Origin of the sequence: Colwellia sp. BRX8-9, from assembly GCF_014077245.1 — a bacterium.
Classification (GTDB): Bacteria; Pseudomonadota; Gammaproteobacteria; order Enterobacterales; family Alteromonadaceae; genus Colwellia_A.
Genome location: NZ_JACGVN010000003.1, coordinates 252,077 through 271,239, shown reverse-complemented (window position 1 = coordinate 271,239; position 19,163 = coordinate 252,077). Strand labels below are relative to the sequence as shown.

Sequence of the window (19,163 nt, the reverse complement as noted above, 5' to 3'; positions counted from 1 at the left end):
AAGGAGGTTAGAGAAAGGTCAGTTAATTTAGTGATAAAAAAGGGTCGAGATTAAGATAGTTTGCGTTGTTAAATGCGTATTGGTGTTAATTAATATAAAAATTTACCGGCTAGACTTCTTATATTTACCGCTTGTTATTTGGTCGAAGCGCTTGTTTTTTAAACGTGATTTATTAATCTATTCTATCTTTAATAATTGTTACACAAATTAAGGCGATAATTGTCGTAAAAAGTAGCATTCTGCCTCACTTTATATTAAATTTGCCGCCCTTAATTAGTACAGTTAACCAGAGCGCCTTATGAACGAAAATACTCTCCCACAACTCGAACAACTGATCGAAAAAATCATTGATAAAAATAACCAATTAAAAAGCCAAATAGCAGAATTAGCAGAGCAAAAAGCAGGCTTAGCTCAGCAAGTGGCAGAATTAGCAGAGCAAAAAGCTTTGCTTGTCGATGAAAATGAAACCTTTCAGCTTGAAGTCTTAGAAGGTGAAGAAAAACAGAAACAAACAAATAATGTATTAACTGCTTTATTAGCTAAATTGCAAAGTGCAGAAGAGCTTAGTTAATGTCTATTAAAGACTCTAATGGCATCAGCATTGAAATTATGGGTAAGCTACATCAGTTTTCTTGCCCAGCTGAACAGGCAGAGGATTTAAAGGAAGCGGCTAGTAAACTTGCTGTTATGTGCGATGACATTAAACAGCAAAGAGGAAATGCTAGCAGCGAGCGTGCTTTATTAGTTGCGTCAATTAATTTAAGCTATTCATTATTAATAGCAAATAATAAAATTGAGCAAAATCAACACAGACAAGAAGTGTTGATTTCGACACTTAAAAACGCTTTATAAACACTTTCACCTTTTCTAGTATTGCCACTATCGCTGAGTAAGTTAAGATAGTGGTAATCATCGTTACTTAATACTTAGGAAAAATTTAGCTATGGCTGATGCTAGCATTGAATTTAAAGGTTCAAGCTTTACCCTGTCTGTTTTACATTTAAAAACATCAAAATTAGCAGATATTCGGTCTGATTTAGCAAACAAAGTCGCGCAAGCGCCAGATTTTTTTTATCTTGTTCCTATTGTGGTTAGTATTGAAAAATTAGAGGGTTCGGTTGACTATCAAGCAATCAAATCATTAATTGAAGAATTCAATTTTACCTTTGTTGGCTTTACGGGGTTGATAGCTAAAGAACAACGAACGTTGATCCGCGAACTTGGCTTTTCATTTGTTAATACAGCAAAAAACCAGTCTTTAGATAAAGCGCCTCGTGCAGAAAAACCAGAAATTACAAAAACTGAAACGATAGCCGATATACCAGATCGTGGACTTTTCAGCGATAAAATACATCGTGGTCAAATTCGTTCTGGTCAGCAAGTTTATGCTAAAGACCAAAATTTAGTGGTTATTGGCTCAGTATCTGCTGGAGCTGAAGTGATTGCTGATGGTAATATTCATGTTTATGGTTCGTTACGTGGTCGAGCCATTGCCGGCGCAACAGGTCACCATCATGCGCAAATATATTGCCAAAATCTTGAAGCCGAATTAGTTTCGATTAATGGTAACTATTGGCTAAGCGAGTCAATGGAGCAACATTGGGGCTCACCCGTATATATACATTTGACTGACAGTGAATTAACGTCATCAAAACTTATTTAACTTTTAACTTATAAAGGATATTCGGTCTATGGCACGAATAATAGTAGTTACATCAGGAAAGGGCGGGGTTGGCAAAACGACATCAAGTGCGGCAATCGGTCTTGGTTTGGCGTTAAAAGGTCAAAAGGTTGTGTTAATTGATTTTGATATAGGCTTACGAAATCTTGATTTGATTATGGGCTGTGAACGCCGAGTTGTTTATGACTTTGTTAATGTGATTAATGGTGAAGCCACCCTAAATCAGGCATTAATTAAAGATAAGCGTGTCAGTAGTTTATCTATATTACCTGCTTCACAAACCCGTGACAAAGATGCGTTAAATAAAGAAAACGTTGGTAAGGTTCTTGAAGAGCTTGGTAAAACCTATGACTATATAGTTTGTGATTCTCCAGCGGGTATTGAAGCAGGCGCTATGATGGCGCTTTATTATGCTGATGAAGCTATAGTCACTACTAACCCTGAAGTTTCATCGGTTCGTGACTCTGATCGAATTTTAGGTATGTTAGCTAGCCGTTCTCGCAGAGCTGAGCTTGGCTTAGAACCTATTAAAGAACACTTATTATTAACGCGTTATTCACCTAAGCGTGTTGATGATGGTGAAATGCTAAGTGTTGAAGATGTGGTAGATATTCTATCAATACCTTTATTAGGTGTTATTCCGGAATCACAAGCGGTACTTAAGGCATCTAATGCCGGTGAGCCAGTGATCTTAGATACTGAAAGTGATGCAGGAAAAGCGTATCAGGATGTGGTTGATCGCCTTTTAGGTGAAACCGTTGATTTTAGATTTTTACATGCCAAGAAAAAAGGCATTCTTAGTCGTATGTTTGGAGGATAACATGGCATTACTTGATTATTTTTTACGTAAAAAAGAAAAACAGGTAACAACCGCTTCTAAGGCGAAAGAACGTTTACAAATTATTGTTGCACATGAGCGCAATAGTCGAAATAAACAGCCTGATTACTTGCCGCAACTCACTGCGGATATCCTTGAGGTATTGCGTAAGTACATTAAAGTCACCGATGAAAGTTTTTCGATAAACCTTGATAATAAAGGTGGCGATTTAAATGTCTTAGAACTTAATATTGAATTAAGTGATGAGAACAGTATTAACTAAGTCGATTTGATATTTTTTATCAGACCTTATTGGTAAACATAAAAAAGGCGCGTATTCTTTGAGGGAATACGCGCCTTTTTCATTTTATTTTACGATAAAATGATTATACATTTTACCGTCATCTTGTTTTTAACACTTAGTAGGCTTCGGCGATGGCTTCTTCAACTAACTGAGTTAACTGTTCGTAGCCAAAATTAACCAGAGGTTTTCCATTAACAAAAAACTGCGGCGTTGCTCGAACTTCGAGGGTTTTACCGTCTGCGATATCTTGCATTATAACCTTGCTAACGTTTTCGCTACTGACATCACGCATAAACTGTGCGCTATCTAAAGGTAAGTCCTTTAATAACGCACGAGCACTTTGTGGTTGAGCAACATGATGGCGAGTCCAGGCTTGCTGTTTGGCAAATAAAATTTCTACTGCCGGCCAAAACTGTTCTTGTAAGTGTGCGGCTTCAAGTAGTTTAACCACTTGATCTGAACCCTTATGGAAAGGGGTGTAGCGCATCATAACCTTAACTTTACCAGGGTAGCGTTTAATTAAATTATTTACCAGTGGGTAAAAAGCTGAACATGTTTCGCAAGCAGGATCGAAAAATTCGACAATGGTCACTTTTGCCTCTAACGGTCCTTTTATTGGCGCGCCAACACGTTCAATGATGTCGAGGTTTTCAACCTTAGCGCTCTGGTGGCTATTGTTTGCTTTAAATATTGTTGCTGCGCCAATAAAAGCCAAAAGGATAATAAGGCTGGCGCTAATGAAAAGTGTTTTTTTATTCATGATGATTCCGATTTAGTCATAAAAAATAATAATAAAGCCATGAGACTAAAGGTTAGTAAAGACATCATTGGCATATTTAAGAACCCAAAAACATTGAGATGCGTTTCTGAACAAGGAATATCTTGTACGCAGGGCTGTGCGCTTTTAGGAATATAACCGGCCACTAATAACACATGAAATAATGCGGTTAGCCAGCCAAATAAAACCAATACACTCGCATAGCGGGTCACTTTAGCGTCGAATGGAAATAAAGCCATTGGTAAAATAACGACCAAAGGGTACATAGCAATTCGCTGATACCAGCACAAAGAGCAAACGGGGAGTTTAACAACCTCACTAAAAAATAAACTAGCAAGCGTGCTTATGGTGGCGAGTACCCAAACTGAAAAGAGTAACAACCAACCTTTGGATAACGTATTGTTAGCAAGTATATCGTTCATATAATCTCGTTTAGTTAACGTTAAAAATCCAGCTTAAGCCGGATTTTTAAGGTAAATAAAATTAAGTTAATTATTCAACTATATCCATTTCTTCAATAAGATTGGTCGCGCCGTCAACATGTTCCATCACCCATAACATGTATTTAATATCAACGTGAATCGATCTGTTTAATTTAGTGTCGTAATCCCAATCACCAATAATACTTTCATAAACACCGTCAAAGACTAAACCAACAAATTCTGCTTTATCGTTGAGAGTAGGTGAGCCAGAGTTACCACCGGTAATATCTAATGTGCCTAGGTAGTTTACTGGCACTGAGCCGAGTTCTTTTTTAGCGTATTCGCCATAATTTTTACTCTTAATTAACTCGAGTTGTTTTTTAGACGCATTAAAAGGTTTTATACCTGTGTCTTTTTCTACTATACCTTCAAGTGTGGTAAAAGGTGTTGCAGTGAGTCCGTCTACTGGCGAATAACCTTTTACGTTACCGTAAGTAATACGTAATGTACTGTTAGCATCTGCGTATACAGGGAGTTTTTTATCGTTAAAATAGGCGATTAACGCTTCCATATACTTAGGACGATAAGCTTGAATATTACCTGACAATTCTTCGTCTTTTTCTTCAAGTGCTTTTCTTACAGAAAAAGTCTTTACGGCAAGTTGAATAAAGGGATCTGAGCTTTTTTCAAAGTCGGCTACCGATTTATTCATCCAAGTAAGGCGAGTTTCTTGGTCAGCAATTGTTGATGTTTGATACATTTTTTCAAGCTTAGTGCTTAAGGCTTTTTTATTTAGCCCTTGTTCAAGTTCAAAAAATTCATCGATGGCGAGAATACGTTCTGATTTAGGCAATTCAACATAATGTGTCAACATAGCGAATAAGATCTTTTGATCGATATTCGCGTCGAATCGACGATTAAAGGTTTTCATGCTTTGTTCAAAACGTGCAAGATCACGTTCTTGGTAACCTCTTTCTCTCGCTACGTTTGGTTTGTTTTTTTCTACGGCTAAACGATGTAAACGATAAGCGGTGCTTAACATTTTGTTGTAAGCCATATAACCTAGAATAAGATCGCGTGCTTGAGTTTTTTGGTTTTGTTTTAGTAGCTTATTTAGGCCGGTAAGTGCGTTGCCATATTTAGCCTTTCGCATTTTATCAGCATTGATCCAAGCGCTTAAGTCTTGTTCTAGTTGCTGTTTACGGGCTAACGTTGTGCCTTTATTGTAGCTTTTTATCATGCTACCGTAATTTTTTGCGTAGTTAGCTAAGCCGGCTAAGGTGCTTTCGTACTTTATTCTCGCTTCACTTTCTGGTGCAGACTCGTTATGAATTAAGTCGATAAGCTCTTCACGATAATTTTTAGCATTAGGGTAAGTCCAAGTAAATTGGTTTTCAACCTCAAGTGCAGTGCGGTAACGGTTGGTGCGTCCTGGGTAACCTAGCACCATAATGTAATCGCCTTCATCAACACTACTTTTATTCACTTTTAGGTGATGCTTTGGCTCATAAGGTACGTTGTCTTTACTAAAATCGGCGGGTTGCCCATCTTTACCGACATATGCACGATAAAAACCATAGTCTCCGGTGTGGCGTGGCCACATCCAGTTATCAACATCGCCACCATACTTACCAACACTACTTGCTGGAGCATGGACTAAACGAACATCGCGAATAGTTAATTGTTTAAATAAATAATATTCTAAACCGCCATGAAAATTGACAACACTACAACGATATTTGTCATCACTTTCACATTCAGCTACTAATGTTTTAGAGTTTTTATCTATGGCTTTATAGCGCTCAGAGCCCGACATGTTCTCGGTAATACTGCCTTTAATTAACGTGGTAACATCATTGATTTCTTCTGTTACATAGATACGACTGCCGGGTGTAGCGGGTAGCTCTTCATCAAAGGTTTTTGCTAGAAAACCATTGGCGAGTAGGTTGTTTTCTGCTGTTGAGTTGTATTGAACAGAGCCATAAACACAATGGTGATTAGAGGCAACTAAGCCTTTATCAGAAACAAAAGAAGCCGTGCAGCCACCAAGGCTGACAATAGCACCCATAGGAAAACCAGTAAGATCGGTTAAATCGTTAGGATTTAATTTTAAACCTGCTTGGGTAAGTTCTGATGCAATGCTTGGCAATTGGTGAGGTTGCCACATACCTTCATCAGCTGTGGCAAATGTTGAAGCCATCGCTAATAATAGAATCGTTGTTTTTTTCATTAGAATTCTCTGGATTGTATTAATTTATAGTTTTAATTTTATAGTTATAAGCTGCGCGTAAATATTATAAAATACTTAGTTGTCATGTTTTTACTTAATATTGCTAATCGACATTATGCCAAAGATAACTTTAAGGATAAAGAGGGCGTTTTAAGCAAAATAAACAAGGCGTATGATTATTGTGATCACACGCCTTGGTTTCTGATAACGTTTACGTTATTTTAAGAGGTTTTGACTTTAGTTTAAAACGGGCAATAAACCATAATCTTTACCATATTCCAACATCTGCTCTTGGAAGTTATCAGGGTAAGTGATTTTAACATTAGTCATTTTATCACCTAGATAAACGGCCTCTAATTTAGGGTTAACAAAACCAGAATATGGTGCTAATTTAAGTTTCTCATAACGGCTCAACACTTCTAAGTGCAATTTTTTGTCAACCTTAACCGCATAGCCTTCAATTAAAGCTTGGCCTGCAGCAAAGTCACCTTCAGACTTTATTCGTTGTAATTCACGTAATAATTGGCCAAATAATGTCCGTAGCTTTTGATAGTCGTTGACAACAAAAAAAGTTTTTCCATCACGAACTCGCTTTTCAATAACATTGTCAGTGGCACCTTTTTCAAATGCCCAACTTGCAATTAACTGGCGGTTACGCATGTGTGCTTCTTCAATATGCTCACCCTCTTTTAGACGCCTTAATTGCAACATCATGCCGTTACGAATATAACTGTCGTAGCTTGCTTTACCCACTTCTAAGCTTGGCATTGCACCCATATCAATTAATTTTTGATCCATAAGATAGTACAAGGCAATTAAGTCGGCGCGACCTTCTTCAAGGGCTGACGAATATTGCTTTAACGTTTCTTTAGGTGTGCCAACGCCTTCGTTAATTTGCCCCGAAGCATGACCAACAACTTCATGTAAATCGGTATGTAAGTGAGACGCTAACGGACCAAATTCTTTGCTGCGGGCAAGTTCAGCATCGTCCCAAACAAACTCGGCTAACGAACCACCTTTTACGTTGTCATAAGCACTAACAATATTAGTTAAGCTTACCGACTTTGAACCATGCTCAGCGCGTATCCAGTTAGCGTTGGGTAAGTTAATGCCAATAGGCGTAGAAGGAGAAGCATCGCCAGATTCAATAACAACTGTAATGGCTTTACCGGTAATACCTTTGACTTCTTTTTTCTTATGGCTTTCAATGAGTGGTGAATTATCTTCAAACCACTGAGCTTCTGCGGCAATCTTAGCAATCACCTTGGTGGCTTCGTGATCTTTTACCGAAACAACGGATTCAAATGAACCTCTGTAAGCTAGAGGATCGTCGTAAACTTCGATGAAACCATTTACTACGTCAACATCTGAATTAACGTCTTTAACCCAAGCAATAGAGTAGTCGTCAAAGTCTTTTAAATCACCGCTTCTATAGTATTTAGATAACAAGGTTAGGGCTTTACGTTGTTGCTCGTTTTCAGCAACGGTTGCTGCTTTATCTAGCCAAAAGACAATTTCACTGATGGCTTTATCGTACATACCACCAACTTTCCACACTTGTTCAACTATCTTGCCGTCAATTTTTACTAATTTAGAATTCAAGCCCCAAGATACTGGACGCTTAGGGTCTACATCGACCTTATTTTTATAAAAGTTTTCAACTTCTTGTTCGGTAACGCCTTCATAATAGTTAACGGAAGAGGCAACAACATTATCAATGTTAGCAGACTGATTAACCATTTTAGGTGCGACCGTTGGGTCGAATAAAATAGGCGTTAGTAAGGCCACTAACTGCTCAGCACTTTGGTCTTTATTTAAGGGTAATTTACCTTTTTCGGCAACTGACATGACATAGCGTTCAAAAGTTTCAGGGCTAAATTCAGGGCTGAATTTACCTGACATATAATGGTGATGAATGCCGTTAGAAAACCAAACACGTTTGGTGTATTCATTGAACTTTTTGAATTCTTCGCTGCTTTTGTCTCCGGCATAATCAGCAATAACCGCTTCTAGTGTATGACGAATGGTGAGGTTGTATTTGTAGTTATGATCCCAAGTAATATCACGACCAGAAAGCGCTGCTTTATAAAGATAAAATAACAACTCTTTAGTTTCTAGAGGCAACTCTTCAAAACCAGGTACTTGATAACGTATAACACGGATATCAGCAAAACGGTCTACCTGCCATTTAAATTCATTGTTGCTAGTTGCTGTCGCTTGATGAGTTTGCTTTGGCTCTGCTTTATTGCTGCTTGTTTCTTGTTCAGAGCAGCCAGAAAAAGCGAGCACAGCTGCTAACGCTGCAGATATTTTTGATAATTTCATGTGGTTTTAATTCCAAGTATTGCCCTGCGATCGAGCCTTTTATTATAAGTATTACTTAACGCTAAAATAATACTCACAATGTCGCAATATGTATACCTGTTAACTTTATTGGCAACAATCAGTATTTAGCTTAAAAGGTTTCTTAAAGAACGGAAAAATTAATATTTAGCGTTTTTAATGATGAAATATAGCGGCAATAGCTTGATATTTAATCATAGCGGACCTACATCATAGTAAATCCTAACCAGTAAAGTTCATTATGTTGTCTTATCTTCTTCCCATATTTATTGGCGTTTTACTTATTGGCTATTCTGTCGGTAAGCCTTACTGGCGAGAATATCAGCGAGATAAAATAAGGCGTCAGCCATTTAAAAAAACATGGCGAAAAATCATTCAACAAAGAATGCCTTATTTTGGACAAATGCCAACAGATTTACAGTTGCAGTTAAAGCAACATATTCAGGTATTCTTGGCGGAGAAAACCTTCGTTGGTTGTAACGGTGTTAAAATAACCGATGAAATACGTATAACGATTTCTGCCCAAGCATGTCTATTGTTGCTTAATCGCAAGACTAATTTTTACCCTAAATTACAAACTATCCTGGTTTACCCTCGTGCTTTTATTAAGCAACAGCAAAATATGGGGACTGATGGCTTAAGATACCAACAAAAAGTAGCATTGGCGGGTGAATCATGGGATTTTGGTAAAGTTGTATTATCTTGGCAAGATACTTTAGACGGTGCAAAAATACCTGATGATGGTCGTAATGTGGTCATTCATGAGTTTGCCCATCAGCTAGACCAAGAAAATGGCAGCGCTAACGGTGCGCCTATCCTGGATAAAGGGCAGAGCTATCAAGGTTGGTCTGCTGCTTTTTCTCTACAATTTGAACAGTTAAAGATGCAAGCAAGAACCGGAGCACCCTCATTATTTGATTATTACGGAGCAACAAATCCGGCTGAATTTTTTGCTGTTACCAGTGAAGTATTTTTTGAGCAAGCTAAACAGTTTCATGCTAAGTATCCGATGCTCTATCAGCAACTTAAAAATTATTATCATGTTGATCCTGTTCACTGGGCTTAATATTCATATGACAGATAACATCACTTTAATAATGACAAATCTGGTGATTATTCTAAAATACTTTATTGATATACCAAAATAATAGCGCAAGCTCCTGTTAGTACTGGGTACTATTTATGCGGAGCTATAAAATCTTCGGCTAATCTATCTTCACTGTAGTAAGATGCTCATAACCTGTTGTTTAAAATTATTACGGTTAGGGTGTGGAGTTAACAACTTCTTGTTTTAATGGTGATGATTTTCTAGATATTTCTAAAGATCCTGCTATGCGTTTACTAAAATCAACTATTCATCCTGACATTCGTGATATGTCAGCACGCCAATTTACTCGAAAAGCAACGCGGGCTATTGTCTTAAAAGGCGAAGATATACTTTTGCTTTATACCAAGCGGTATCATGATTACAGTTTACCCGGTGGCGGTATCGACGAAGGTGAAAGTAATGTTGCCGGTTTGGTGCGCGAGTTAAAAGAAGAAACTGGCGCGCATAATGTGCAAAATATTCAAGCGTTTGGTTTATATGAAGAGTTTAGACCTTGGCATAAGCCCGGCTTCGAACTTATTCATATGGAGTCTTATTGTTATATTTGTTCAATAGATGAAGAGTTACTTGAAACCGAGCTTGAAGCGCATGAAATTAACAATGGTATGCATCCAGTTTGGATGAATATACATCAAGCGATTAGTCATAATGAGCAAACAATAGCGAATAGTCTAAAAAAGGGACTTTCTATTGAACGGGAAACTTTTTTGTTAAAGCTTATTGTTAGTGAGCTACTAGTCAAATAGGGTTAAGTGGTTTTATTGTGGCTATTGTCCGGGGCAGGGACGTTTTTTATAAAACTTAGTCAGTACTTACTTCATTAGTAATGGCAATTCTTAAGGTTTCTCTTTTTAGCAGTTTTGCTGCGACCACTGCTGATACTTGGTAAAACTCATTAACGTATTCTTGTGCGTTGAGATATTCGCGTATTTTCTTTTTTATCGCGCACGGGTTGTTACACGCTAAAGAAAATACCAGCGAGTAATCACCTGGCGAGTTTTTTGATAGTAACCGAGCGTATTCGACCGGATCATCTGGAGTACAGCCTATTCTTATCACATCTGAAAAAAAAGAGTGAGTCATCACATAAACGTTACCCGTTGAAACAGTGTCTTTTTCCATGTCTTTTATAAAACTTCTTTTTTATATCAAATAGTTTAAAGGTACTTTATCTTTGAAATAAAGTACCTGATCAAATAAATATGTACGGGCTTACACTACTTTTAAATAGTCTTTAATTATTTCTGCGCCATTACTGGCTTGAATTGGCTTAAAGATAAAACCAGAAACGCCACTTGCTTGGCATTCATCGACGAGTCCTTTATCGGTAACCGAAGACAACATTACCACAGGTACATTTGAGCCACTGGCACGAATAGCTTTCAATGCTTCGTTACCGTTCATCTTAGTCATCACGACGTCCATGAAAAGGAAGTCAGGTGCTTGATTTTTTACCGCTTCTACCGCAGTACTACCATCGTCTGCTTCAATAACATTTTCATAACCTAAACCAGCTAAAAAGCGTTTTATTGCTTTTCGTATCATCGCACTATCGTCAACAAGTAATATTTTGCTCTCTAGTGGTAAAGGTGTGCTGTGTGGGTTTGCAATGCCTGAGCTTTGTTCTCTTTCAACATTACTGGTTTGAAAATTAACATTACGCACCAATAAATTAAAATAGTATCGACCAACACCTTCAACGGTAATTGGCACCGTTATTATCTCTTTAACGCCTGCTAAGTATTTTTCCATATCTTTAAAATTATGGATAAAATACGGGCTAGAAAAATCAAATTTTAAGTTGTTGCGGCTCAGTAAATCAGTTGCTCGGCCAACAATGGTATTGCCCCATTCTGCTAAAGCATTACTTAACTCGTCATTTATTTCTGGGTAATCATATGCTTCATCAAACATATTTTGGCAAACAGAATTACCAATAGCTACTGCGGTTTCTGGGTAATGATGCATCATAATTACCCCATCTAAACAGCCGGTAATATCAGAGCAAACGGCATAACCTTTAAAGCGAAAGTCTTCAACTTTATCCATAAAAGCTTCGCCGGCGCTCCCCGATAAACTGGTCATCGATTTTAAGCTAGCAATAGATTCATTAATGAAAGGATGTAAAGTGACTTTATAAATTGTATCAATAGACATGAAATATCCGCATTTATTATTTTTATTGTGCGAACAAAATACTAGAGCAAATAAGGTTTTGCAAGCAAATACCCTAGGCGATTAACGAGCTTTGATTATTTTTATTTAATAATATATCAAGCACTAATCACTTCTGTGTTGATACTGGTGAAAAAACAACCAAAAATTTTAAGGATTAAGTAGAGAAAATAGAGTTTTTACTGTATAATGCGCCACTTTATTTTGATGGTCTTAAATATGTTTCTATTTTTGCTATCTTCACCGTTGCTGGTTAACAATTTTAGTTAGCACTATTTAGGAATTTATCTTTGATCACTACATCTAACATTACAATGCAATTTGGCGCAGAGCCTTTGTTTGAAAACATTTCGGCTAAATTTGGCAATGGTCACCGCTACGGTTTGATCGGCGCAAATGGTTGTGGCAAGTCTACATTCATGAAGATACTCAGTGGTGACTTAGTACCAAGTTCAGGCAATGTCTCGGTAAGTACTGGCAACAAAGTTAGTACGTTGGGTCAAGACCAGTTCGCTTTTGAACAACACAATGTTATTGACACTGTTATTATGGGTGATATGCCATTATGGAAAGTAAAGCAAGAAAGAGATGCTATATACGCACAAGCTGAAATGAGCGAAGCCGATGGTATGCGTGTTGGTGACCTAGAAAGTGAATTTGCTGAAATGGACGGTTACACCGCAGAAAGTCGCGCGGGTGAAATACTACTAGAAGCAGGTATCGAAGAATCTTTTCATTATGGTTCAATGCAACAAGTTGCTCCAGGTTGGAAACTTCGTGTTTTACTTGCACAAGCCTTATTTGCTAACCCTGATATTTTGTTACTCGATGAGCCAACCAACAACTTGGATATCCATACCATCAGTTGGTTAGAAGCTGAGTTAAACAAACGTAAATGTACCATGATCATTATTTCTCATGATAGACATTTTCTTAATTCAGTATGTACACATATGGCTGATATTGATTACGGTGAATTACGCGTTTATCCGGGTAATTACGAGTTCTTCCTCGCGCAGTCTGGTTTGTTACGCGAACAATTATTAGCCGGTAATGATAAAAAAGTTGCTGAGATCGCTGAGTTGCAAGACTTTGTTAACCGTTTTGGCGCTAACGCTTCTAAAGCGAAACAAGCAAGTTCTCGTGCTAAGAAAATGGATAAAATTAAACTTGATGATGTAAAGTCTTCAAGTCGTATCACCCCAAAAATAGCTTTTGCCCCTGGCAAGAAAATGCACAGACAAGCACTAGAGCTTGAAGGTTTAGCTCATGGTTTTGACGGTGTTACTTTGTTTTCTAAAGGTGATTTACTGTTAGAAGCGGGCGCTAAACTAGCTATCATCGGAGAAAACGGTGTTGGTAAAACGACGTTGCTACGCTGTTTAATGAGCGAGTTAGAGCAGACTGAAGGTGTTGTTAAATGGTCTGAAAATGCTTCTGTGGGTTATTGTCCACAAGATAGTGGTTCATTCTTTGACAACGACTTAACATTGATGGAATGGATGTCACAATGGCGTAGACCTTGTCACAATGATTTAAGTGTTCGTGGCATGCTAGGACGTATGTTATTCACTGATGATGATGCTAACAAGAAAGCACGTAACTGTTCAGGTGGTGAAAAGAATCGCTTGTTATTCGGTCGTTTAATGATGGCTGATATCAACGTATTAATTATGGATGAGCCAACTAACCACATGGATATCGAAGCGATAGATGCATTAAACAATGCGCTAAAAGACTTTGAAGGTACGCTAATTTTTGTTAGTCATGACCGTGAGTTTGTTTCTAGCTTAGCAACCCGTATTATCGATATTAAAGATAAAAAGCTTGTTGATTTTCAAGGTTCATTAGATGAATATCTTGATAGCCAAATACAGGCTCAAAAAAGAGCTTAGTCCTCTTTTAGCTGAGTTATTTGATTGTTGAAAACGCCTTTAATGGCGTTTTTAACGCTTTAACTAAGCACTATTTATAGATAAAAAAATGAGTTAGCCAACATTTAAAATGAGTGCGCTATACTCTCTACCATTCTGAAGACAACTCTACTGCTGCCTTCACCTTAACAACGTTCTCTAGGTCTAAACATGATAAACAATGATATTCTTCGTCGCTTAAGTACTTTACTTGATTTTGATGACGAAAAAACCCGTGCCGTCTTTAAATTAAACGCTTGTGAAATATCAGCAGAGCAATTGGTTTGTTTTTATAAAGAAAAAGACGATGAGACTTATGTTGAACTACTTGACGTAGAATTTGCTAGTTTCCTCAATGGCTTGATTGTTGAAAGAAGAGGCGCAAAAGAAGGACCACAAGCGGTTCCTGAAGCTGTCTTAACTAATAACGCTATTTTTAATAAGTTAAAAATTGCTTTTTCTCTACAAGCTGATGAAGTGATTGATACGCTTGAATTAGCCGAGTTGAGCTTAACCAAATATGAATTAAGTGCATTTTTTCGAAGCATCAATAATAAACATTATAGAGATTGTAGTGATGAAGTTTTATCGACCTTTATTAAAGGTTTAAAAATTAAACTTCAAGGATAGTATTATGCCATTTTCGACACTGGGATTAAGTGAACCGCTTTTAAAAGCACTTGCTGACTTAAAATATAGCGAGCCAACGGCTATTCAGAAAAAAGCCATTCCGGTTATTTTATCGGGAAAGAACCTTGTTGCTGCAGCGCAAACAGGTACCGGTAAAACGGCCAGTTTTGTTTTACCAATACTTGAAAAACTTAATACCGAACGAAAATTACGTGGCAAACGTATTCGAGCGCTTATTCTTACCCCAACACGTGAACTTGCCGTTCAAGTAGAACAAAGTATCCGTGATTATGGTAAGTATTTAGACCTAAGCTCGATGGCAATGTACGGTGGTACTGACATTGAACCGCAAAGGCAGAAGCTTATTTGGGGGGTTGATATTGTTGTTGCGACTCCCGGGCGATTACTTGATATGGCTCATCAACGTGCTCTGCATTTTGATGAACTTGAAGTCCTTGTTTTAGATGAAGCTGATAGAATGCTTGATATGGGTTTTATTGAAGATATTAATAAAATCATTGAACGTTTGCCACTCGAACGTCAAAACTTATTATTTTCAGCCACTATTTCTGATGATGTTCGAACGTTATCAAAGCGTACCTTTAGTAATGCGACAGAAATCTCTATCGGCAATAATAGCGCCTCTAAACCTAAAATTGATCAATGGTTAATAACGGTTGATAAAGGTAATAAGTCGGCATTACTGAGCCATTTAATTATTGAACATCAATGGCAGCAAGCGCTGATCTTTATCGAAACAAAACACGGTGCAGCTAAACTTGTTAGCCAGCTAGAAAAACGTGGCATTAGTGCCGAGTCTATTCATGGTGGCAGAACACAAGCGATGCGAGAACAAGTTCTTAATGACTTTAAAGCCGGTAAAATTAAGTTTCTTGTCGCTACAGGTATTGCTTCACGCGGTCTTGATATCGGCGAGCTCACTCGAGTGGTTAATTACGACTTACCTGATCAAGTCGATGACTATATTCACCGTATTGGCCGAACAGGTCGAGCGGGAGCCTCTGGAGAAGCGGTATCATTTGTAGCCAAGGACAACTTTAGAAACTTGTGTGCGATAGAAAGCCGTTTAGGGCATGTTATTAAACGCAAAGAATTTGAAGGATTTCCAGTCAAAAAAGTGGTGCCACTTTCTATTCTAAATTATGTGCCAAAAAATAAACGTTAACTACGGCTCATTAATTTATTAAGTTTGTATTGCGCTTGTTGGGGATGGGTTAAATCGATGATTTCTATCATTTCACACTCATCCCTGATCATCTCACTGATATTACTCGGATAATCCCGGCAGTCTTCAGGGCGGTCTTGATAAATTGCACAAGTATATTTAACTTGCTCGGTAGCATCTTGGTTAGGCATTTTTTCTAGAAAAGGGCACTGTGTCAGTTGTTTACCGGTTTGAGGATTAAACCAAATCTTATCTTTTATTACATATTGATGAATATGAGGGCGAAAAATTTCCCACATCTCAATATCTTCAATCGAAGCTGCTATGCCTCCGTCGCCATATTTTATACAGCATTTTCCACATTGATTACAATCTTTCAATGGTTGCTTAACTCGTTTTAGTGTTTAAACAAAAGTGTATCATGTTAGCCTAACAATTATTGCGCTGGGCATTCGTGTTTATCTATACAATTAATTATCTCGCCTTGTACTGATTTGATATCCCCAGTATGCTCACCGACAATAAAGCAAATTTTCGAATTACAGGTAATAATAACAGCGTGAAAAAATCTATTTTAATAACAGGTTGTTCAAGCGGTATTGGTTTAGATGCGGCTCTGACGTTATCAACAAGAGGCTATCAAGTTTTTGCTACCGCAAGAAAACAAGCCGATGTTGTTATGCTACAAGAAAAAGGTTTAACCGCTTGCCAGCTTGATTTAACCCAAGTTGACAGTATCCATGCGGCACTTGCTTTTGTGCTCAATGAAACTGGGGGGACATTAGATTTTCTTTTTAATAATGGTGCCTATGGTCAACCGGGCGCATTAGAAGACTTACCAACTCAAGCGCTTATAAGCCAATTTGAAAGCAATGTTTTTGGCTGGCACGAGCTGACTAAACAAGTTATTCCGGTTATGCGCAAGCAAGGTCATGGCCGAATTATTCAATGTAGCTCAGTGTTAGGCTTTGTTTCTATGGCTTATCGTGGCGCTTATAATGCCTCAAAATATGCTGTTGAAGGTTTGTCTGACACCTTAAGGTTAGAATTGAGATCAGCGAATATCGCAGTGATACTTTTACAGCCAGGTCCCATTAATACTCAATTTCGCGCCAATGCCTTAAGTGCTTTTACAGCCAACATTGACGCTAAAGACAGTGCCCATCATCTTGAGTATCAACAACAAATAGCAAGGCTGGCCAGTAAAACCTCGAATGCAAAATTTACCTTAGAAGCGGCAGATGTCACCAAAGCGTTGATCCATGCCTTAGAGAGTAAACGCCCGAAAATAAGATACAGAATTACCGTGCCTACTAAACTATTTGCCGTATTCAAACGTATACTACCGACAAGTTGGCTCGATAACCTTTTAGCTAAAGGTTAATGAGCTAAAATAAGGTAAACTAACAAAAAATATTATTCATTTTTAAAAGGTAACTCTGATGAAAAGAACATCAAAAGTAGTTTGTACATTTTTAGCATTAATGACGAGCTTTAGCTTGTTAGCCTCTGATTTAAAAGTGGGAGAGCAAGCACCAGATTTTAAATTGCAAGCCACCAATGGTGATTATTACCAACTTAGTGACTACCAAGGTAAGCAAGCGGTTGTTTTAGCTTGGTATCCAATGGCTAACACGCGTGGTTGTACCATTGAATGTAAGTCATTGGTTGAGAAAGGGCATTTGATCAGAGCGTATAATGCAAGTTACGTTATGGCCAGTGTTGACCCATTAGATGACAACAGAGATTTTGCTAAGAAAACCGGCGCAGACTTTCCGATGTTAAGCGACCCGACAAAAGCGACTGCAAAAGCCTACGATGTGTTGAATATGATGCAGGTTGCTAGTCGTGTGACATTTTATATTTCTAAAGAAGGTAAAATCTTGAAAATAGATGATGATATTTCGCCAAGAACAGCGGCAGAAGATATTGCCAGTAACCTTGAAATGTTAAAAGTAGCAAAAGCTCAATAAGATAATAAGAGCAGCCAACACTTTTGGCTGCTTATTATAAGTTACTCAGCGAGTAACTTTTCTATATCCGCTTTAATGCTAGTCGGTTTAGTGGTTGGCGCATAGCGTTTAACTACTTGGCCTTTCTTGTTCACTAAAAACTTAGTGAAATTCCACTTGATGCTCTTAGAACCTAGTATTCCAGGTGCTTGTGCCTTTAAAAAGGTAAAAAGAGGGTGAGTGTTGTCGCCATTGACGTCAATTTTATCAAATAATGGGAATTTGATATTAAACGTTAGATCACAAAACTGCTGTATTTCCTCATTACTGCCTTTTTCTTGTTGCTTAAACTGATTACAAGGAAAAGCTAAAACCGCTAAACCTTGTGTTTGATACTCACTGTAAAGTGATTGTAAACCTTCATACTGAGGCGTAAATCCGCAGGCACTTGCCGTATTTACAATAAGCATTACCTTACCTTGGTAGTCTTTCAACTCAACGGTTTCTTTTTTATTGTTCAGCGCATTAAACTGATAAATAGCGTCAGACATTGGTTATTCCTTTATATTAAGCGGCTTAAAATTTAGTGAAATTCTTCACAAGCTATCAAAGTGTTCTCGATTAAACTTGCTACTGTCATTGGGCCTACGCCGCCAGGTACGGGCGTAATATAAGCGGCTTTCGTTTGAGCTATATCAAAACCTACATCACCAACAAGTTTGCCATTGGCCAAACGGTTAATCCCCACATCAATAACAATAGCGCCAGCCTTAATCCATTCTCCAGGAATGAACTCAGGTTTTCCTACGGCCACAACAAGTAAATCAGCGTTACGTATTTTATCTTCAAGATTTTTAGTGAATCTATGCGTGGTGGTTACTGTGCAACCGGCCAGTAATAGTTCTAATGTCATTGGACGACCAACAATATTTGAAGCACCGACTATAACCGCTTCTAAACCATGTGGGTCTATACCGGTAGTCTCTATCAGCTTGATAATGCCCTTAGGTGTACAGGGGCGCAATCCTGGTTGACGAAGTGCTAGTTTGCCGACGTTGAATGGGTGGAAGCCATCAACATCTTTTAAAGGGTTAATATGCTCGATAATTAAATTAGCATCTAAACCTTTTGGTAAAGGGAGCTGAACAAGAATACCATCAATATTTTCGTCATTATTTAATTCATCAATTAAAGTAAATAATTCAGCTTGAGTGGTTGTTGGGGGCAGATCATATGAGCGAGAAAGAAAACCAACTTCTTCACATGCTTTACGCTTACTACCAACATAAACTTGTGAAGCAGGATCTGAGCCGACTAATATCACGGCTAGCCCGGGAGGTCGTAAGCCATTTTTAACGCGTACTGCTACTTTTTCTTTTACTGAGAGCCTAAGCTGCTGAGCAATATATTTACCGTCTATAAGAGTTGCTGTCATGATAGTTTCTATTAACTTAGTTAAATGATGAAAAACGACACTATTTTCGCATAAAAACCTGGACTGTTATAGCTACTGTTCTTATAAATGGTCTTTTATTCGGTAATATATCGTCAAATGAAGATTTAAAAATAAAATATACGCTTATCAAGTATGCCAAAAACTGAATTTATTGATAATTGAAGAGTT

21 protein-coding genes are annotated in these 19,163 nt (G+C 37.8%); 12 read left to right on the top strand and 9 right to left on the bottom strand.

Going from position 1 to position 19,163, the window contains the following annotated elements; translation table 11 throughout:
* The first annotated feature begins 298 nt into the window (after positions 1–298).
* The 5 genes from H4J70_RS04210 to minE all read left to right on the top strand — a co-directional run bounded on the left by H4J70_RS04210 (position 299) and on the right by minE (position 2,781).
* The gene (locus H4J70_RS04210; RefSeq protein ID WP_182214833.1) at positions 299–571 is read left to right on the top strand and encodes a DUF904 domain-containing protein; all 273 of its coding nucleotides are present in this window, start codon (positions 299–301) and stop codon (positions 569–571) included.
* Entirely contained in the window at positions 571–852 is a 282-nt protein-coding gene (locus H4J70_RS04205) for a cell division protein ZapA (protein ID WP_182214834.1), read from the top strand. Before H4J70_RS04210 ends, H4J70_RS04205 begins: the two co-directional genes overlap by 1 nt.
* A gap of 91 nt (positions 853–943) precedes the next feature.
* Entirely contained in the window at positions 944–1,663 is a 720-nt protein-coding gene (gene minC / locus H4J70_RS04200; protein ID WP_182243183.1) for a septum site-determining protein MinC, read from the top strand.
* A 28-nt stretch (positions 1,664–1,691) separates the two neighbouring features.
* Positions 1,692–2,501: a septum site-determining protein MinD gene (minD, locus tag H4J70_RS04195; protein WP_070374181.1), complete on the top strand. Its 810-nt coding sequence runs from the start codon at positions 1,692–1,694 to the stop codon at positions 2,499–2,501.
* Position 2,502: 1 nt separating this feature from the next.
* Positions 2,503–2,781: a cell division topological specificity factor MinE gene (gene minE, locus H4J70_RS04190; protein ID WP_070374180.1), complete on the top strand. Its 279-nt coding sequence runs from the start codon at positions 2,503–2,505 to the stop codon at positions 2,779–2,781.
* 136 nt (positions 2,782–2,917) lie between these two features.
* Here minE and H4J70_RS04185 read toward each other — a convergent pair whose 3' ends face one another.
* From H4J70_RS04185 to H4J70_RS04170, 4 genes are all read right to left on the bottom strand, one after another.
* Positions 2,918–3,562 (bottom strand): thioredoxin domain-containing protein, encoded by a 645-nt coding sequence (locus H4J70_RS04185; RefSeq protein ID WP_182214838.1) that lies wholly within the window; start codon positions 3,560–3,562, stop codon positions 2,918–2,920.
* Complete coding sequence (locus tag H4J70_RS04180; protein WP_182244049.1) at positions 3,559–4,002, bottom strand: disulfide bond formation protein B; 444 nt, start codon at positions 4,000–4,002, stop codon at positions 3,559–3,561. The genes H4J70_RS04185 and H4J70_RS04180 overlap by 4 nt, the downstream gene beginning before the upstream one ends.
* A 70-nt stretch (positions 4,003–4,072) precedes the next feature.
* The gene (locus tag H4J70_RS04175; protein WP_182214841.1) at positions 4,073–6,232 is read right to left on the bottom strand and encodes a S46 family peptidase; all 2,160 of its coding nucleotides are present in this window, start codon (positions 6,230–6,232) and stop codon (positions 4,073–4,075) included.
* Positions 6,233–6,469: 237 nt separating this feature from the next.
* A complete protein-coding gene (locus tag H4J70_RS04170; protein ID WP_182214843.1) occupies positions 6,470–8,557 on the bottom strand; it encodes a dipeptidyl-peptidase 3 family protein in 2,088 nt (695 codons plus the stop codon).
* 259 nt (positions 8,558–8,816) lie between these two features.
* Between H4J70_RS04170 and H4J70_RS04165 the strand changes: the two genes are divergently transcribed.
* Together H4J70_RS04165 and H4J70_RS04160 are read left to right on the top strand one after the other, a co-directional pair.
* On the top strand, positions 8,817–9,641 hold the full coding sequence (locus H4J70_RS04165) for a zinc-dependent peptidase (RefSeq protein WP_182221633.1): 825 nt from the start codon (positions 8,817–8,819) through the stop codon (positions 9,639–9,641).
* 266 nt (positions 9,642–9,907) lie between these two features.
* The gene (locus H4J70_RS04160; RefSeq protein WP_182250672.1) at positions 9,908–10,429 is read left to right on the top strand and encodes an NUDIX hydrolase; all 522 of its coding nucleotides are present in this window, start codon (positions 9,908–9,910) and stop codon (positions 10,427–10,429) included.
* 55 nt (positions 10,430–10,484) lie between these two features.
* On the opposite strand, the gene H4J70_RS04155 is transcribed toward H4J70_RS04160, so the two are convergent.
* Together H4J70_RS04155 and H4J70_RS04150 are read right to left on the bottom strand one after the other, a co-directional pair.
* Entirely contained in the window at positions 10,485–10,805 is a 321-nt protein-coding gene (locus H4J70_RS04155; RefSeq protein ID WP_182221632.1) for a GIY-YIG nuclease family protein, read from the bottom strand.
* A gap of 90 nt (positions 10,806–10,895) precedes the next feature.
* A complete protein-coding gene (locus H4J70_RS04150; RefSeq protein WP_182221631.1) occupies positions 10,896–11,840 on the bottom strand; it encodes a response regulator in 945 nt (314 codons plus the stop codon).
* 308 nt (positions 11,841–12,148) lie between these two features.
* Here H4J70_RS04150 and H4J70_RS04145 point away from each other — a divergent pair, with 308 nt between their 5' ends.
* From H4J70_RS04145 to H4J70_RS04135, 3 genes are all read left to right on the top strand, one after another.
* Positions 12,149–13,753: an ABC-F family ATPase gene (locus tag H4J70_RS04145; protein WP_070374171.1), complete on the top strand. Its 1,605-nt coding sequence runs from the start codon at positions 12,149–12,151 to the stop codon at positions 13,751–13,753.
* A gap of 189 nt (positions 13,754–13,942) precedes the next feature.
* Entirely contained in the window at positions 13,943–14,401 is a 459-nt protein-coding gene (locus H4J70_RS04140) for a DUF1456 family protein (protein ID WP_070374170.1), read from the top strand.
* Between the two features lie 4 nt (positions 14,402–14,405).
* Positions 14,406–15,587 (top strand): DEAD/DEAH box helicase, encoded by a 1,182-nt coding sequence (locus tag H4J70_RS04135; protein WP_182221630.1) that lies wholly within the window; start codon positions 14,406–14,408, stop codon positions 15,585–15,587.
* On the opposite strand, the gene H4J70_RS04130 is transcribed toward H4J70_RS04135, so the two are convergent.
* The gene (locus tag H4J70_RS04130; protein WP_070374168.1) at positions 15,584–15,967 is read right to left on the bottom strand and encodes a YkgJ family cysteine cluster protein; all 384 of its coding nucleotides are present in this window, start codon (positions 15,965–15,967) and stop codon (positions 15,584–15,586) included. The two genes, H4J70_RS04135 and H4J70_RS04130, sit on opposite strands and share 4 nt — an antisense overlap.
* A 179-nt stretch (positions 15,968–16,146) precedes the next feature.
* Here H4J70_RS04130 and H4J70_RS04125 point away from each other — a divergent pair, with 179 nt between their 5' ends.
* Together H4J70_RS04125 and H4J70_RS04120 are read left to right on the top strand one after the other, a co-directional pair.
* The gene (locus H4J70_RS04125; RefSeq protein ID WP_070377001.1) at positions 16,147–16,971 is read left to right on the top strand and encodes an SDR family oxidoreductase; all 825 of its coding nucleotides are present in this window, start codon (positions 16,147–16,149) and stop codon (positions 16,969–16,971) included.
* A 58-nt stretch (positions 16,972–17,029) separates the two neighbouring features.
* Positions 17,030–17,560, top strand: a complete 531-nt coding sequence (locus tag H4J70_RS04120) for a redoxin domain-containing protein (RefSeq protein WP_182174330.1) — start codon at positions 17,030–17,032, stop codon at positions 17,558–17,560.
* Between the two features lie 41 nt (positions 17,561–17,601).
* On the opposite strand, the gene H4J70_RS04115 is transcribed toward H4J70_RS04120, so the two are convergent.
* Positions 17,602–18,090, bottom strand: coding sequence for a glutathione peroxidase (locus H4J70_RS04115; protein WP_182214852.1), 489 nt, complete (start codon positions 18,088–18,090; stop codon positions 17,602–17,604).
* A 32-nt stretch (positions 18,091–18,122) separates the two neighbouring features.
* A complete protein-coding gene (gene folD, locus H4J70_RS04110) occupies positions 18,123–18,974 on the bottom strand; it encodes a bifunctional methylenetetrahydrofolate dehydrogenase/methenyltetrahydrofolate cyclohydrolase FolD (protein ID WP_182214853.1) in 852 nt (283 codons plus the stop codon).
* Positions 18,975–19,163 lie beyond the last annotated feature (189 nt).